Annotated in this window: 11 protein-coding genes; 2 read left to right on the forward strand and 9 right to left on the reverse strand. The window is 70.9% G+C overall.

The genetic code is table 11. The features are described from left to right. Positions 1–41: 41 nt before the first annotated feature. From ACFU7D_RS23100 to ACFU7D_RS23130, 7 genes are all read right to left on the reverse strand, one after another. A complete protein-coding gene (locus ACFU7D_RS23100) occupies positions 42–4,778 on the reverse strand; it encodes an ExeM/NucH family extracellular endonuclease (protein ID WP_378871661.1) in 4,737 nt (1,578 codons plus the stop codon). A 184-nt stretch (positions 4,779–4,962) separates the two neighbouring features. After that, positions 4,963–5,592: a CDP-diacylglycerol--glycerol-3-phosphate 3-phosphatidyltransferase gene (pgsA, locus tag ACFU7D_RS23105; protein ID WP_378871663.1), complete on the reverse strand. Its 630-nt coding sequence runs from the start codon at positions 5,590–5,592 to the stop codon at positions 4,963–4,965. Positions 5,593–5,602: 10 nt separating this feature from the next. Next, positions 5,603–7,051 (reverse strand): 30S ribosomal protein S12 methylthiotransferase RimO, encoded by a 1,449-nt coding sequence (gene rimO, locus ACFU7D_RS23110; RefSeq protein WP_378871666.1) that lies wholly within the window; start codon positions 7,049–7,051, stop codon positions 5,603–5,605. Between the two features lie 63 nt (positions 7,052–7,114). Further along, positions 7,115–7,537, reverse strand: coding sequence for a universal stress protein (locus ACFU7D_RS23115; protein WP_378871669.1), 423 nt, complete (start codon positions 7,535–7,537; stop codon positions 7,115–7,117). Further along, positions 7,534–9,069 carry a tripartite tricarboxylate transporter permease gene (locus tag ACFU7D_RS23120; RefSeq protein WP_378732510.1) on the reverse strand — a complete coding sequence of 512 codons (1,536 nt, stop codon included), beginning with the start codon at positions 9,067–9,069 and terminating at the stop codon, positions 7,534–7,536. Before ACFU7D_RS23120 ends, ACFU7D_RS23115 begins: the two co-directional genes overlap by 4 nt. Positions 9,070–9,079: 10 nt before the next feature. Continuing rightward, positions 9,080–9,604, reverse strand: a complete 525-nt coding sequence (locus tag ACFU7D_RS23125) for a tripartite tricarboxylate transporter TctB family protein (protein WP_378871672.1) — start codon at positions 9,602–9,604, stop codon at positions 9,080–9,082. Next, the gene (locus ACFU7D_RS23130) at positions 9,601–10,554 is read right to left on the reverse strand and encodes a Bug family tripartite tricarboxylate transporter substrate binding protein (RefSeq protein WP_378871675.1); all 954 of its coding nucleotides are present in this window, start codon (positions 10,552–10,554) and stop codon (positions 9,601–9,603) included. Before ACFU7D_RS23130 ends, ACFU7D_RS23125 begins: the two co-directional genes overlap by 4 nt. 215 nt (positions 10,555–10,769) lie before the next feature. Between ACFU7D_RS23130 and ACFU7D_RS23135 the strand changes: the two genes are divergently transcribed. Continuing rightward, positions 10,770–12,437, forward strand: coding sequence for an ATP-binding protein (locus ACFU7D_RS23135; RefSeq protein ID WP_378871678.1), 1,668 nt, complete (start codon positions 10,770–10,772; stop codon positions 12,435–12,437). Next, on the forward strand, positions 12,434–13,150 hold the full coding sequence (locus ACFU7D_RS23140; protein WP_378871681.1) for a response regulator: 717 nt from the start codon (positions 12,434–12,436) through the stop codon (positions 13,148–13,150). The genes ACFU7D_RS23135 and ACFU7D_RS23140 overlap by 4 nt, the downstream gene beginning before the upstream one ends. 10 nt (positions 13,151–13,160) lie before the next feature. Here the strand turns inward: ACFU7D_RS23140 and ACFU7D_RS23145 are convergent, their stop codons facing one another. After that, positions 13,161–14,177: a LacI family DNA-binding transcriptional regulator gene (locus tag ACFU7D_RS23145; protein WP_378871684.1), complete on the reverse strand. Its 1,017-nt coding sequence runs from the start codon at positions 14,175–14,177 to the stop codon at positions 13,161–13,163. 24 nt (positions 14,178–14,201) lie between these two features. Next, positions 14,202–15,572: a glycoside hydrolase family 16 protein gene (locus ACFU7D_RS23150; protein ID WP_378871687.1), complete on the reverse strand. Its 1,371-nt coding sequence runs from the start codon at positions 15,570–15,572 to the stop codon at positions 14,202–14,204. Positions 15,573–15,779 lie beyond the last annotated feature (207 nt).

Consider the following 15,779-nt stretch of genomic DNA (forward strand, 5'->3'; position numbering starts at 1 on the left):
GCCGTCGCAGTGACGACCGGGCCGCTATCACCTGTCCCTGATCAGCGAAGCAGCTTCCAGGGACCGTGCTTGTCGCCCGGCCGCTGGTTGCGGGTCCACCACTTCGCCTCGTAGCGGCGGCCCTCGTGGACCACCACGTCACCGGCGGTGAAGATCCGTGACGGCGTCCAGACGGCGGTGCCGTCCTCGGCGGTCACGATCTCCTCCCAAGCGCCGTAGGGGAGGCCGGGCGCAACCGCGGTCGTCCACCACAGCGCCCGCCACAGCGATCCGGCATAGGTCACCTCGTCGCCGGTGCGGTAGATGGTGCGCGCATCCCAGGCCGGAGCCTGCGGAGCCGCCTCCTCGACCGTGATCGGCACCAGCACGGTCGTGCCGGTGCGCTCGCCGACGACGGTGAGCTGGTTCGCACCCGGCGGCGCCGTCGAGGGCAGGGTCACCGAGACCGAGGCGGTGCCGTGGTCGTCGTACGTCACCGTACCGATCGTGTTGTCGACCGTCGCGGTGCCCAGCACGGTGTCACCGAGCCGGATCTCCACCGACGAGTCGGTGAGGTCCTGACCGGTCATCGCGAGGGAGGCGAGGTCGAAGGTGACCGTCTCCCCCGGTGCGTACTCCGAAGGTGCCGAGGCCGGGAAGGTCACCTCGACGGCCCGCTGGCCGTAGTCGACCGACAGCGGCCCCTCGGCAGTCTGATCGGCGAGGTAGTCGACCATCGCGCTCAGGTCGATCTTGCCGGTGTCGCGCTTGCCGGCGCCGTTGGCGAGCTCGCGGAAGTTGTCCCCACCGGAGGCGAGGAACGAGTTCACCGTGACCGAGTAGGTCTCTTCGGGGTCGAGAGGCGAACCGTCGAGCCACATGCCGGTCACCGTGCCCAGCGGGGTGCCGGGATGGGCCGGGTCGTCGGCCTGCGTGTAGGTGTAGGTGAACCCGTCGGAGACCCCGAGCCTCAGGAACGGCCGGGACGGCACGGCGCCGGCGGCATCGCGCTGCCACTGCTGCTCCAGGACGGTCTTGATCTGCGCACCGGTCAGGTCCATGTTGACCAGCGTGTTGGCGAAGGGCTGCACCAGCGCGGCCTGCTTGTAGGTGATGTCGCGAGCCTCGCCGGCCGCGGTTCCGGCCATGTCCGCGCGCAGACCACCGGGGTTCATGAACGCGATCTGCGCCTCGCCCGACTCGGGCGCGGAGGTCGCCCAGCGCTGCACCTCGGCGACCGTGTTGCCCAGGGTCGACTCGCCGCCACGGTTCTCGGTGGTCCCGTTGGCGAGCTTGGCGCGGTTGAGCGGCGCCTCGATCTGACCCAGCACCTCGGCACCGAGCTCGTCGGCCCGCGCCACCGCGTCGGTGACGATCTTCGCGGTGGCCGCGTCGGGCTGGAAGCCACCCGAGGCGAGCGCGACCAGGCTCGTGGAGAGCCCCTCGACTTCACCCGAGGTGGGGTCGACGGTGTAGACGAGACGGTTCAGGTTGGTGCCGTACTGACCAGCGGAGACCACCGGCCGCTCCGTCACCGCCCGGTCGGCCCACTCGGCGACCGGGAAGGAGCAGTCGTACGCCAGGTGGGTGTGCCCCGAGACGATGGCGTCGACGTTGGCGTTGACGCCGGTGACGATGTCTCCCCAGGTGGTGCCGGGGTTGTCCATCGCGGCACAGTTGATCGACGGGGCTCCCTCGTGGACGAGCATGACGACCACGTCGGCACCTTCGGCCTTGAGCTCGTCGGCGTAGGTGTTCGTCGACTCGACGATGTCGCCGACCTCGAGGTCAGCGATGCCGGCGGGCGAGACCAGGGACGGGAGCTCCTCGGTGACCGCCCCCACGAAGCCGACCTTGACCCCGGACATCTCCTTGATCCAGGTCGCCGGGACCGCCGGGTCGCCGGTGGACTTGAGAGTGACGTTGGCGCCGATGTACTGCCACTCGGCGCCGCCCTCGGGGTTGTCCTCCGCGTCGTAGGAGGCCATCACCCGGTTGATCAGGTCGTCGTAGCCGGCGTCGAACTCGTGGTTGCCGACCGCGGAGACCTCCAGGCCCGCCTCGTTGAGCGCGTCGATGGTGGGCTTGTCGTGCTGGATGAACGACTCGAAGGTCGAGGCGCCGATCAGGTCACCGGCGGCGGCGAAGACCGTGTTGGGGTTCTCCGCGCGCATCTGCTTGACCGCCCCGGAGAGCAGCGCCGCGCCCGCCTCGGCCCCGTTGGCCTGGATCCGGCCGTGGAAGTCGTTGGTGGCCAGCACCTGTACGTCGACCGGTGCCGCCTCCGCGCTGAGCCCGACGACCACGGGGTCGTGGTCCGAGGAGCGCCACGGGCCGTTCTGGTGCAGGTCGGTGCCGGTGTAGTTGTAGCGGCTGTACTCCTTCAGGATCGGCTCACCGGAGTTCACGTTCCAGATGTCCGTGCCGGTGACCCGGGCCTGCAGCGAAGAGCTGAGCAGGATGTGGTCGAGAGAGCCGACCAGACCGGAGAAGAGGTAGCTGTACTCGGCGTTGCCGGAGACCTTCTCGGAGTCGGCATAGCCGGCCTCGTAGAGGACCTGCAGCGGGTCCTCGGAGGTGTAGGAGTTGAAGTCGCCGGCCAGCGCGACGTCGGTGACACCCGCCGACTCCTGGACCGAGGCCACCCAGTCGCGCAGCGCCGTCGCCTGACGGACCCGCGACTCGTTGGAGGCACCCTGGCCGTCGCCGGTGTCGGCATCGCCCGGCCACGGACCGGCCGAGCCCTTGGACTTGAAGTGGTTGACCACGAACAGGAGCGGCGCGCCACCGTCGGCCGGCGCGAAGACCTGGCCGATCGGCTCGCGGGCGTTGCCGAAGGCCTGGTCGTCGTTGCTCTGGTCGCCCAGGGCGAGCGCCTCGCCGACCCGGTTCACCGAGCCCGGCTTGTAGATGATCGCGTTGGTGATCACGTCCATGCCGTCGGCCGGGAGCTGGGCAGAGATCGGGTTGGCCGCCCACGTGCCAGCGCCTGCCGCGGCGTTGAGCGCGGCCACCAACGACTCGGTCGCCTCGCCCGGCTCCTCGCCGAGCGTGGTGGAGTTCTCGATCTCCATCAGGCCGACGACGTCCGCGTCGAGCGCGTTGATCGCGGAGACGATCTTGGCCTGCTGCCGCTCGAAGTCCTCGGGGTCCCAGGCACCGCGCTGGTCGCAGCCGCCGGAGACGTTGTTGCCGTCACCTGCCCGGTCGACGTACGCCTCGCAGCCGCCGTCACCGACGTTGTCGTCGTCGGCGTCGCCGAGCGTGGTGAAGTAGTTGAGCACGTTGAACGAGGCGACCTTCAGGCCGGCGTCGCCGAGCTTGGCGGCGTCGGGGGCCTCGGTGCGTACGTTCTCGAAGTCACCCGGCCACGTCGACGGGTCGGCCGAGATCGGGGCGGTCGGCTGGAGCCGGTAGGTCGGGGCCGTGGGCGAGCCGCCCTCGGTGAAGATCACCGGGTCCAGGTCGGCCGAGGCGCCGACCGCGATCGGGGCGTCGTTGGAGACCCATGGGAGGTCCGCGTCGGTCGGGACCCGCCACGAGGTGGAGCGGCCGTCGTCGAGGACGATCCGGCGGGCGGCGTTGTCGGCCGCGACGGCCGCGGCCTCCGCCGAGCCCGGACGGGCGACCTCGGTCGGCTGGAGCAGCGGCTTGTCGCCGGAGGCGAGGCCGAGCTCGCCGTAGACCGTGGAGCCGGTGTAGGTGTCGGCGACGGTGAGCTCGGCGGGGGCGAACAGCATGCCCTCCAGCGACTCCTTCTGCGCGACCGTGCTCGGCCAGTCGGTCGTCACCGGCGCGATCTCGCCGGTGCCGCCGGCCACGATGCCCGCCGCCGAGCTGACCTCGACCTCGGTCAGACCGGCGTACTCCTTGACCAGGCCGGTCACGGTGACCTTGTCGCCGATCTTGGCGGTGACCGCGCCGGCGGCCTGGGTCTGGTAGACGAAGACCGCGTCCGAGGCCGGGTGGTCCGCGAGCGAGCGCTCGCCGCCGGTGCCCTCGGTCTGGAGGTAGAAGCCGGAGAACCCACCCGAGGGGTAGGCCGCGGTGACGATGCCGGAGGTGGTGACGGTCTGGCCGGCCAGCGGGCTGGTGGTGCCCTCGCCCTGGATCTCGGCCGGGGTGGCCGCGACCGGGTCGCCGGGCTCCTCGGGCTCCTCCGGCTCGCCGCCGGTCGGGGTCGGCGTCGGCGTGGTGCGGGTGAAGTCGGCGGAGTTGTCGTCGGTGTCCGCACCGCCGGTGCGGCTCAGCGACTGGGTCGCGGTCGCGGTGGCACCCGCGGGCGCACCCTCGAAGGAGGTCGCACCCGAGGTGCCGAAGAAGTCGACGATGCCCGCGACCCCGACGGTCGACCCGGAGGTCGCGACCACCGCGGTGCCCTGCTGGAGGGAGATCTGCCCGCCCGCTGCGGCCATCGAGAAGGCCGGTGACGCGGTGTGGTCAGGGGTCGGCAGCGCCTCGCCGGTCGTGCCGGCGGCCGACATCTGGATCAGGTAGTGCGCGCCCGCCGCGACCGAGCCGGACAGCGCCTGCGGGGCACCGCCGCTGCCGCCGCTCGCGGAGCGGTAGTGGATGGCCAGACCGTTGAGGGCGATCGCCTCATCGGTCGGGTTGAAGAGCTCGACGAAGTCCGCGTTGTAGACCGCGCCGGAGTTGCCTCCGGCGCCGTAGACCTCGGAGATGACCAGGTTGTCCCCGGCAGGCGTTGCCTGCGCGACCGGGACAGCCACTGCGTACAGACCGGCGGTGGCGACCGTGAGGCCCACCGCCGATCCGAGCAGCGAACGTGCTGACAGCATTGAGACGACTCCCCGCATGAGGTGAAAGAGTGAGTGCGCCAGCCGGCCTGCCCGATCAGTGCGATCGCTGAGGACCGACCGAAACGACGTGACTCTAACCCGGCGTACGTCTCGTTGGGAGCGCCTTGGGTGAACGTCCGGTAACGGAGTTACAACTAGTCGAAATGGTCCAGACCAGTCGCGGCTACTCGGCCCCGCCACGCAGCGAGGCGCGCTGCTTCCACACCCCGGCGAAGAACTGGGCGCCGGACCACATCGTCAGCGCGACCGCGACCGCGAGACAGATCTGGAAGGCGTAGAAGAGCAGCTCCCCGACCAGGGCGTCACCGAAGGCGCCACCGTGGGCGGAACCGTGCGGGAGCGGCATCAGCAGGCCGCCGAGGGCGACCGCCTGCACCGTGGTCTTGATCTTGCCGAGCTGGTCGGCGGGGATGACGATCTTCTTGAGCACCGAGAGCCGCAGCAGCGTGACGCTCCACTCGCGCAGCAGCACGATGATGGTCACCCACCACCACACGTCGCCGACGATCGAGAGCCCGATGAGGGCCATCCCGGTGACCGCCTTGTCGGCGATCGGGTCGGCGATCTTGCCGAAGTCGGTGATCAGGTTGTGCTTGCGGGCCAGGTCACCGTCGATCTTGTCGGTGATCATCGCCAGCGCGAAGATCGCGAAGGAGACCCAGCGCAGGGTCGGGTTGTCGCCACCGTCGGCGAGCAGCGCCCATGCGAAGAACGGCACCGCGAGGATCCGCAGCGTGGTCAGCGCATTGGGTACGTTCCAGTTGCTCGTCTTCTCGGCCGCAGTCTCGTTCACGGGCTGCACCCTAACCGTTCACCGACGCGACCAGGTCAACGCCTTCGGAGGCGATGACGGTCGCGGTCACCAGATCACCCGGACGTACGCCCTCGACGTCGCCCTCCAGCGAGGTCATCCCGTCCACCTCAGGCCCCTGGTGGGCGGAGCGGCCCCAGATCTCGCCGTCGGAGGTCTCCTCGACGAGCACGACGACCTGCTCCCCGATCCGCTCCTCGGCGCGCTGGGCGGTGAGCTCCTCGACGAGCTCGTTGACGTGCTCGACGCGGGCGCGGATCTCATCGGCGTCCAGCTTGAGCGACTCGTCGAAGCCGGCGGCCTCGGTGCCCTCCTCGTCGGAGTAGCCGAAGACGCCGGTGACGTCCATGCGGGCGGCGACCAGGAAGTCGGTGAGGATCTCGAGGTCCTCCTCGGTCTCGCCGGGGAAGCCGACGATGACGTTGGACCGCACCCCGGCCTCCGGGGCGTACGCGCGGACCTGCTCGAGCAGGCCCAGGAAGCTCTCCGGGTCGCCGAACCGCTTCATCCGCCGCAGGACGGCGTTGGAGGCGTGCTGGAAGCTCAGGTCGAAGTAGGGCGTCACACCGGGCGTGGTGGCGATGACCTTCAACAGGTCGGGCCGGGTCTCGGCGGGCTGGAGGTAGGAGACGCGCACGCGCTCGATGCCGTCGATGCCGGCCAGCTCCGGCAGGAGCGTCTCGAGCAGCCGGATGTCGCCGAGGTCCTTGCCGTAGGAGGTGGAGTTCTCCGAGACCAGGAAGAGCTCCTTGACGCCCTGCTGAGCCAGCCACTGGGCCTCGTGGAGCACGTCGGAGGGGCGTCGCGAGACGAAGGAGCCGCGGAACTGCGGGATCGCGCAGAACGTGCACCGGCGGTCACAGCCCGAGGCGAGCTTGAGCGGTGCCCACGGGGCGTCGTCGAGCCGCGTACGTCCTGCGAAACCGGGCACCTGGTCGACCGCGGCCATGCCGGGGACCGAGATGGCGGAGGCGTCGCGCTCGACCGGGGAGATCGGGAGCAGCAGGCGCCGGTCCTGGGGCGTGTGCGGGTGGTGGGTCTCACCGGCCAGGATCGCGCGGAGCTTGGCGGCGATGTCGGGATAGTCGTCGAAGCCGAGCACCGCGTCGGCCTCGGGGAGCTCGGCGGCCAGGTCCTTGCCGTAGCGCTCGGCCATGCAGCCGACCGCTACGACCGCCTGAGCCCGACCGGTCTCCTTGAGATCAGCTGCCTCGAGCAGCGTGTCGACCGAGTCCTTCTTCGCCTGCTCGACGAACCCGCAGGTGTTGACGACCACCGTGTCGGCCTCGTCCGGGTCGGCGACCAGCCGGAAGCCACCGGCCGTCAGCCGGCCGGCGAGCTCCTCGGAGTCCACCTCGTTGCGGGTGCACCCGAGGGTCACCATGGCGACCGACAGAAGGGGCTGGTCGGTCTCGGCGGAGGGTTCGGTGGCAGTGCTCATCACCGTGAAGTATGACGGGCACACGCCCCGGACACCGAACCCTCGCGCCGAGCCGGGTGTCGATCAGTCCGGGACCGAGCCCGGCTTCACGGACAGGACCGGGCAGGAGGCGCCGAGCAGGATCCGCTGCGCGACGCTGCCCATCAGCAGCTTGCCGACCGGCGTACGCCGCCGCAGACCGACCACGACCAGCTTGGCGTCGAGCTGGTCGGCGGCGTCGAGGACGGCGCCGGCGACGTCCGGGTCGATGGACTGCCGGATCTCGTGGGGCCGGCCGGACGCGGTGAGCCGGCGCTCGAGCTCGCCCACCTGCTCGTCGAGGGCGTAGCGGTCATCGACCAGGGCGTCGCCCCGGGAGGCGTTGACGACCACGACGCCGCGGTCACGACGCTCGGCGTCGGCGAGCGCCCAGTCCAGCGCGACCGAGCCGAAGACGTCGGGCGCCCACGCCACGACCACCCAGCCACCTGCGGGAGTGTCACTCATGACTTTGCCAGCTCCTTCTCGTCGTCGAGCTCGTCGGGGTCGGCCGACTGCTCGGCCCGTGCCCTGAGCCGGGCGATGAACGGCCGGCCCAGGATGAACAGTGCGATCAGGACGTAGATGACCACCGCCAGCGGCTCGCTCAGCAGCGCCGTGTAGTCACCGCCCGAGATGGTCAGCGCCTCGCGCAGCTTGGTCTCCATGAGCGGGCCCAGGATGACGCCCAGGATGAGCGGCAGCACCGGCAGACCGAAGCGGCGCATCATCAGCCCGAGCAGGCCGAAGGCGACCAGCAGCGCGATGTCGAACGGGTCCAGGTTGGTGGCGTACGCCCCCAGGCAGGCGAAGAACAGGATGCCTGCGTAGAGCTGCGGACGCGGGATCCGCAGCAGCCGGGCCCACAGCGGCGCCAGCGGCAGGTTGAGCACCAGCAGCAGGGTGTTGCCGATCAGCAGGCTGGCCAGCAGCGTCCACACCAGGTCGGCGTGGTCGGTCATCAGCTGCGGGCCCGGGGTGATGCCGTAGCCCTGGAGCGCGGAGAGCATCACCGCGGCGGTGGCGGTCACCGGCAGACCAAGAGCCAGCATCGGCACGAACATCCCGGCGGCCGAGGCGTTGTTGGCCGCCTCCGGCCCGGCGACGCCCTCGATCGCGCCGCGGCCGAAGTCGCCACGCTTGGAGAGCTTCCGCTCGGTCAGGTAGGAGAGGAACGTCGGGATCTCGGCGCCGCCGGCGGGAAGGGCACCGAACGGGAACCCGAACGCGGTGCCGCGCAGCCACGGCTTCCAGGAACGGCCCCAGTCGTCGCGGCCCATCCAGGGCCGGCCGACCGGGACCACGTGCGCCGGGCGGCGGCGCAGGTGGGCGGCCACCCACAGGGCCTCGCCGAGGGCGAAGATGCCGACCGCGACGACCACGATGTCGAGCCGGTCGACGAGTTGGGTCACACCGAAGGTGAGCCGCGGCTGGCCGGTGTTGAGGTCGAGACCGACCAGGCCGATCGTCAGGCCGAGGAACAGCGCCGCGAAGCCGCGCAGGGCCGAGGTGCCGAGCACCGTCGTGGTCATGACCAGGGCCAGGACCATCAGCGCGAAGTACGAGGGCGCACCCAGCTCGACGGCCACGTCGGCCAGGGCCGGGGAGAAGAAGGCCACCAGGATCGTGCCGATGGTGCCGGCGACGAACGAGCCGACCGCGGCGGTGGCCAGCGCCTGCGCGCCACGCCCCGCTCTGGCCATCCGGTTGCCTTCCAGCGCCGTCATCACCGAGGCGGACTCCCCCGGTGTGTTCAGCAGGATCGAGGTGGTGGAGCCGCCATACATGCCGCCGTAGTAGAGGCCGGCGAACATGATGAACGCGCTGGTCGGCTCGAGCCGGTACGTCACGGGCAGCAGCAGCGCGATGGCCATCGCCGGCCCGATGCCGGGCAGTACGCCGACGAAGGTGCCCAGCAGCACGCCGATGGCGGCATAGAGCAGGTTCATCGGGGTCAGGGCGGACTCGAGTCCACCCATGAGCAGTTGGAAGTTCTCCATCAGTCAGTCCTCACAGGATCCCGTCGAGTACGCCAGGGGTGAGCGGGATGCCCAGACCGACGTAGAAGGCGTACCAGCTGGCGACCGACAGGACGAGCCCGACGATCACGTCGCGCACCAGCGTGCGGCTGCCGAGGCACCAGGCGGCGCCGGCGAACAGCAACCCGCCCGAGATCGCCCAGCCGAGCAGGTTCACGGTCGCGACCGTGAACAGCAGGACCCCGACCAGCTTGAGGACCGTCAGCCAGTCGGCCGACGAGCTCAGGTCGACGTCCTCGCCCTCCTCGGGCTCCGGCTGGGAGCCGCGGGCGGTGGCGACGGCCAGCAGCGCACCGACGACGACGAGGCCGGCGCCGATGACGTACGGGAAGACGCGGGGGCCGACCGGGTCGGCGAAGCCGACCTCCAGACCGGCGGCGTCGATGACCGTGTAGATCCCGACGACGATCAGGAACCCGGCCAGGCCGTACTGGCCGTAGTCGATCCGGCGCGCGGTGCTCTTGTGCCCGGGCGCTTCGGTTTCGTGGACGCTCACAGCAGATCCAGCTCCTTCAGGGTCGAGGCGACGCGCTGGTCCTGCTCGACCAGCAGGTCGTCGAAGTCGTCGCCGGTCACGAAGGCGTCGGTCCAGCCGTTGTCCTTCAGCGCCTGCTGCCACTGCTTCGAGTCGTGCATCTGGGTAAGCAGGTCGATCAGCTCCTGCCGGCGCTCGTCGCTGATACCCGGCGGGGCGAGTACGCCGCGCCAGTTGAGGAAGACCAGGTCGATGCCGCTCTCGGTCAGCGTGGGCGCGTCGGCGAAGACGCCGCTGCCACGCTCGTCGCCGGAGACGGCCAGGACCCGCAGCTCACCGGCCTCCACCTGGCCCTCGAACTCGGCGAGACCGGAGAAGCCGACCTCGATCTTGTTGCCCAGCAGCGCGCTGGTGAGCGGGCCGCCACCGTCGTACGGGACGTAGGTGACGTCCTTCGGGTCGATGCCGGCGGCCTCGGCCAGCTGCATCGGGAAGAGGTGGTCGGGGCCACCCGGTGAGGAGCCGCCGCCGACCACGATCGACTCGGGGTCCTCGGCCCAGGCCTTCACCAGGTCGTCGATGGTCTTGAACGGCGAGTCGGCCGGAACGAGTACGCCCTCCTGCTCCTCGATGAGCTGGGCGATCGGGGTGGCGTCCTGGGGACGGGCGTCCACCCCGAAGGAGTAGGTGGAGCCGACCACGCCGAGACCGATGGTCATGAGCAGGTTGCCGTTGCCCTCCTCGCTCATCAGGCGGGACATCGCGACGGAGCCGCCGGCGCCCAGGATGTTGGTCACCTGGATGTCGCCGCCGGTCATGTTGTCGCGGTCGAGGACCCCCACAGCCGCCCGGCCGGTCTGGTCGTAGCCGCCTCCGGGGCTGTTCGGGATCCACATGTCGAGGTCGCGGGACTCCGCGCCACGGGTCACGCCGCAGGCCGATGCCGCGGCGAGCAGGCAGGTCGCGAGCACGACGGCGAGAGCACGAGTTCGGCGTATGCTCGCTGCCCGACTCGATTGCCGCTGCTGCGTCGGCAGCGGCGGCTGGCTCGGATCGGGCGGGGACTGCGATGTCGGCGTCGACAACGGCTGGCCTCCAGACTCAGGGGGATGAAACGGTCAGTGGCGATGGTCACAGTCCGGGGTGAGCGCCGTCACCATTCGGCAACCAAAGGAGGTTGTGTAACTTGTGGTCACCGGGATCGCGCCGTCACCTGTCGCTGGCCGGGCAGGTGCTGGTGCTGCAGCTCTCGGTGCTGCTGCTCGTCGTCGTGGCGACGAGCATCGTCTCCCTTCGGCAGAGCGACGCCGACTTCCGTGACTCCCGCGAGGACCGGCTTCGCGCCGCCGCGGAGAGCCTGGCCGGGATCGCGGCGGTCCAGGACGGGCTGACCAGCACCCCCGACCGGCAGGCCCTGAGCTTCTACCTGCAGACCCGGGCCGCGGACGCAGGCGCCGACACCGCCTATCTCACCGGCCTCGACGGCGAGGTGCTCGTCGCCACCGACCCCACCCGGGTCGGCGAGAGGCTCGACCTGGGCAGGCGCGAGACGAGCCGGGCCTGGTCCGGCGACATCGACGACGCCGGCCGCCGGGCGATCGCCGCCCAGGTCCCGGTCTACGGCGGTGGCTCGACCGGTACGGACCCCGAGGCGCCACGTCCGGTCGGCGTCGTCGTGGTGACCGAGGACTATCCGCCACTGACCGAGCGCCTCGCCCGCACCTGGGCCGACGCCCTCACCGTGCTCCTGGCCGGTCTCGCGCTCGGGGTGCTGGGGTCGTGGCTGCTGGCGCGGCTGATCAAACGGCGTACGCGTGGCCTGGAGCCCCGCGACATCGCCGCCCTCGCCGACCACCGCGAGGGCCTGCTGCGCTCGATCCGCGAGGGGGTGCTGGCCGTCGGCGCCGACGGACGGGTCAGCCTGATGAGCGACAGCGCCCGCGAGCTGCTCGGGCTCCGGGAGGACCCGACCGGGCGGCGGCTCGACGAGCTCGATCTGCCCGCCGAGACCCTCGCCCTGCTCAGCGGACCCGAGGAGGTGCACGACGCACCGCTGGTCGCCGGCGAGCGGGTGCTGGTGCTGAACCGCAACCGGGTCCACCACGACGGCCGCCCCGCAGGCACCGTGACCACGCTGCGCGACCGCACCGAGCTGGTGGCGCTGCAGAGCGAGCTCAACGCCCGGGAGAGCGTCACCGAGACCCTGCGGGCGCAGACCCACGAGTTCAGCAACCAGCTGCACACCATCACCGGACTGCTCGAGCTCGAGGAGTACGCCGAGGTGGGCCAGTTCGTCACCGGGCTGACCGCCCGCCGGGCGGCGCTGAGCGACCACATCACCTCCCGGATCGACGACCCGGCGGTGGCCGCGCTGCTCGTCGCCAAGGCCAGCCTGGCCGCGGAGCGACGGGTGAGCATCGACCTGGACGCCGCCAGCTCACTCCCCCGCCTCACCCCCGACGGATCGGCCGACGTAGTCACCGTCCTCGGCAACCTGGTCGACAACGCCGTCGACGCGGCCGCCCTGGTCGGGCCGCTCGACGGTCGGGTCGGCGTACGCCTGACCGCCGAGGGCGAGACCGTGACGGTGCGCGTCTCCGACACCGGCGGCGGCGTTCCGGCCGAGCGTCTGCCCGAGATCTTCCGGCGCGGATTCAGCACCAAGCCGCGCGACGCCAGCGGCCGCGGCGTGGGGCTCGCGCTGGTGCAGCTGGTGTGCCGCGCACGCGGCGGCGAGGTCGAGGTGGAGAATAGCGGGTCGGAGGAGCGCCCCGGAGCGGTCTTCATCGCGACCCTGCCGGACGCCGCGCCGCTCGCCCCACCCACCACCGCCGCCCCCGAGGAGTCCCGATGACGTCCGCACCCGAGCTCACCGTGCTCGTGGTCGAGGACGACTTCATGGTCGCCTCGATCCACACCCGTTTCGTCGAGCGCGTCGAGGGGTTCCGGGTCGTCGGCGTCGCCGCCACCGGCTCCCAGGCGCTCGAGGAGACCGCCCGGCTCTCCCCCGACGTGCTCCTGCTCGACGTGCATCTTCCCGACTTCAGCGGCATCGAGCTGCTGCGCCGGCTGCGCGGACGAGGCGACGACGCCGCCGTCATCGTCATCACCGCCGCCCGCGAGGCCGACACGGTGCGGGCCGCCGCGGCCGGCGGCGCCGCCCACTACGTGGTGAAGCCGTTCCCGTTCGAGGATCTGGCCGCCCGGCTCGATGACGTCCGCCGCTCCCGCGAGGCGCTCGCCCGGATCGGGCAGCGGGCCGAGGGCCCCGGGCACCGCGACGAGGTCCAGGCCGGCATCGACGAGGTCTTCAGCCACCAGGGCGCGCGCGAGGCCCGTGAACGGCTGCCGAAGGGACTCAGCGCCGAGACCGCCCGGGCCGTGCTGGCCGCGCTGCAGACCGCCGGTGAGCTCAGCGCCACCGAGTGCGCCGACGCGATCGGAGTCTCCCGGGTGAGCGCCCGCCGCTACCTCGAGCACTTCGCGAGCACCGGTCGGATCGGCGTACGTCTCAACTACGGCACCGCCGGGCGGCCCGAGCGGCGCTACCGCGCGAGTGACGCCTGAGACCGCTGCCTCAGGCGGACTCGCGGATCACCAGCCTGGTCGGGAGCACGACGGAGGCCTCGACCTCCTCCCCCGCCACCAGGCGGAGGATCTGCTCGGCGAGGCGGGTGCCGATCTCGTGGATCGGCTGGTGCACGGTCGTCAGCGGCGGGTCGGTGAACCTGGCCGCCTCGACGTCGTCGAACCCGATCACCGCCACGTCGTCGGGCACCCGGCGGCCGAGCCTTCGCAGCGTACGCAGGGCGCCGTCGGCCATCAGGTCGGAGGCCGCGAAGACGGCGTCGATGCCGGGATCGCGCTGCAGCAGCCGCTCCATCGCATCGATCCCGGACTGGCGCATGAAGTCGCCCTCCTCGACCAGCGGAACCGCCCCCGGCACGGCTTGGAGACCGGTGAGGTAGCCGGCCAGACGCTCGCGCCCGGCGACCATGTCCTGCGGCCCCGCGATCGTCGCGATCCGGCGCCGGCCAAGACCGACGAGGTGCTTCATCGCCGCCTCCACGCCGCTGGCGTGCTCGACGTCGATGAACGGCACCGTCGCCTCGCCCAGCGGCCGCCCGCTGGTGACGACCGGGACGCCCGCCGCCCGCAGCTCCTCGGGCAGGGTGTCGGCGCCGTGCATCGAGGCGAGCACGACACCGTCGACGGTGCGGCCGTGCACGTAGCGCAGGATCCGGTCGTGGCTCGACTGCGTAGAGGCGAGCAGCAGCACCAGCTGCTTGTCCGCCTTCTCCAGCGCCTCCCCGACGCCGCGGATCACGCCCGGGAAGAACGCGTCGTCGGAGAACACCCGGGTGGCCGACTCGGGCAGGATCAGCGCGATCGAGTCCGTACGCTGCGTCACCAGGCTCCGCGCCGCCGGGTTCGGCACGTAGCCGAGGTCGGCGATGGCCCGGCGGATGCTCTCGGCGATGTCGGCACGTACGGTCGTGGAGCCGTTGACGACGCGCGAGACAGTCGCTCGCGAGGCCCCGGCCGCCCGCGCCACCGTCTCCAGCGTCGGCCGGCCGGCCGGGGTCTCGTTCATGTATCGAAACCTATCGCTTCCCGCTCACCTGGAGAACGTGAACCAGTTGACGTTGACGAAGTCGGCCGGCTGGCCGCTGGTGAAGCGCAGGAAGACCGTGTGCGTTCCGGTCACCCCGGTGATAGCGCCCGGGACCGTACGCCACGTCTGCCAGCCGCCGGTGTCGGCCACCGAGAAGCTGCCGATCGGTGCGTTGTTCACGTTGTCGAGCCGCACCTCGACCAGGCCGCTGACCCCCGCGGGCGCACCGGACGCGACCCGCGCGGAGAACGTCCGGGCGGCGCTCGAACCGAAGTTCACGCCGTCGTAGCGGAGCCAGTCGCCGTTGCTGAGGTAGCCGACGTCCTGACCACCACCGGTGTCGGTGGTCGTCTCGGTCTGGGTGCCGCTCTGGCCGTTGTAGGACTCGGCCTGGATCGTCGAGTAGGCGTCGCGGTTGCCCGTCTCCGGCGGGTCGGTCGGCTCGGTGGTGCCGCCGCCCTTGGAGTAGACCGCGACGTAGTCGACCAGCATCGGCACGCCGGAGGCGGTCGCCGAGGTCGGGTTGCCGGGCCAGCCGCCGCCGATCGCGACGTTGAGGATGATGAAGAAGCCGTGGTTGGTCGCGTTGTTCCAGGTCGTCGCGTCGACCTGGTCCGAGCGCACCGTGTGGAAGAGCGTGTTGTCGACGTAGAAGCGGATCTGCTGCGGGCTGGTGCTGCGGTCCCACTCCATCGCATAGGTGTGGAACGACGACTGGCAGGTCGAGCCCGGGCAGCCCTGGATAGTCCCGCCGAGGCCTGTGGTCTCGTTGCACGGCCCGCCGGGCGAGGTGCCACAGTGCAGGGTGCCCCAGACCTGGTTGGCACCGTTGACGTTCTCCATGATGTCGATCTCGCCGATCCCCGGCCAGTTCCAGTAGTTGCCACGGAAGGGCTCGCCGAGCATCCAGAACGCCGGCCAGATGCCCTGCGCGGCCGCACCGGTGACGTTGGGCATCTGGATGCGGCCCTCGACGCGGAGCACGCCGCCCGACGGCGGCTGGAAGTCGATCCGGGTCGTCTCGATGCGGCCGGAGGTCCAGTTGCCGGCGCCGTCGCGGATCGGCTTGATGACGAGGTTGCCGGTGCCGTCCTGGTAGACGTTCTGGGTGCTGTCGCTGTGGTAGGCGATCTCGCCGGTGCCCCAGTTCGCGGCACCGCCGGGGTAGGAGTGGCCGATGTCGTAGATCCAGTCGTTGGTGTTGATCCGCGACCCGGCCGCACCGGTGAAGTCGTCGCTCCACACCTTCGTCCAGCCGGCCGGAGTGCCCGGCTCCGACGCCTCCGAGGCCTGTCCGAACGATGTCAGCGGGATCGCCACCGCGACCATGCCGGCCGCGATCGCAGCGGCTCCTAATGCCTTCAGAATTCTCATGATGACTCGCTTTCCGAATGAACGAGCGATGAGTCCTGGCGACTCGTGAGAGCGCTCTCTCGGATGTCATGGTGGCAGAGCGATGTGACCGCTGTCACCCATCGCTCGAACTCTTTACAACCCACCGAGTCGGCTCGTCCTGACCAGGATCAGCGCCGAGTCGGCTCGTTCTGACCGAGAATGGCGCCGAGTCGGCTCGTTATGACG

This window comes from Nocardioides sp. NPDC057577 (genome assembly GCF_042801335.1).
Classification (GTDB): Bacteria; Actinomycetota; Actinomycetes; order Propionibacteriales; family Nocardioidaceae; genus Nocardioides.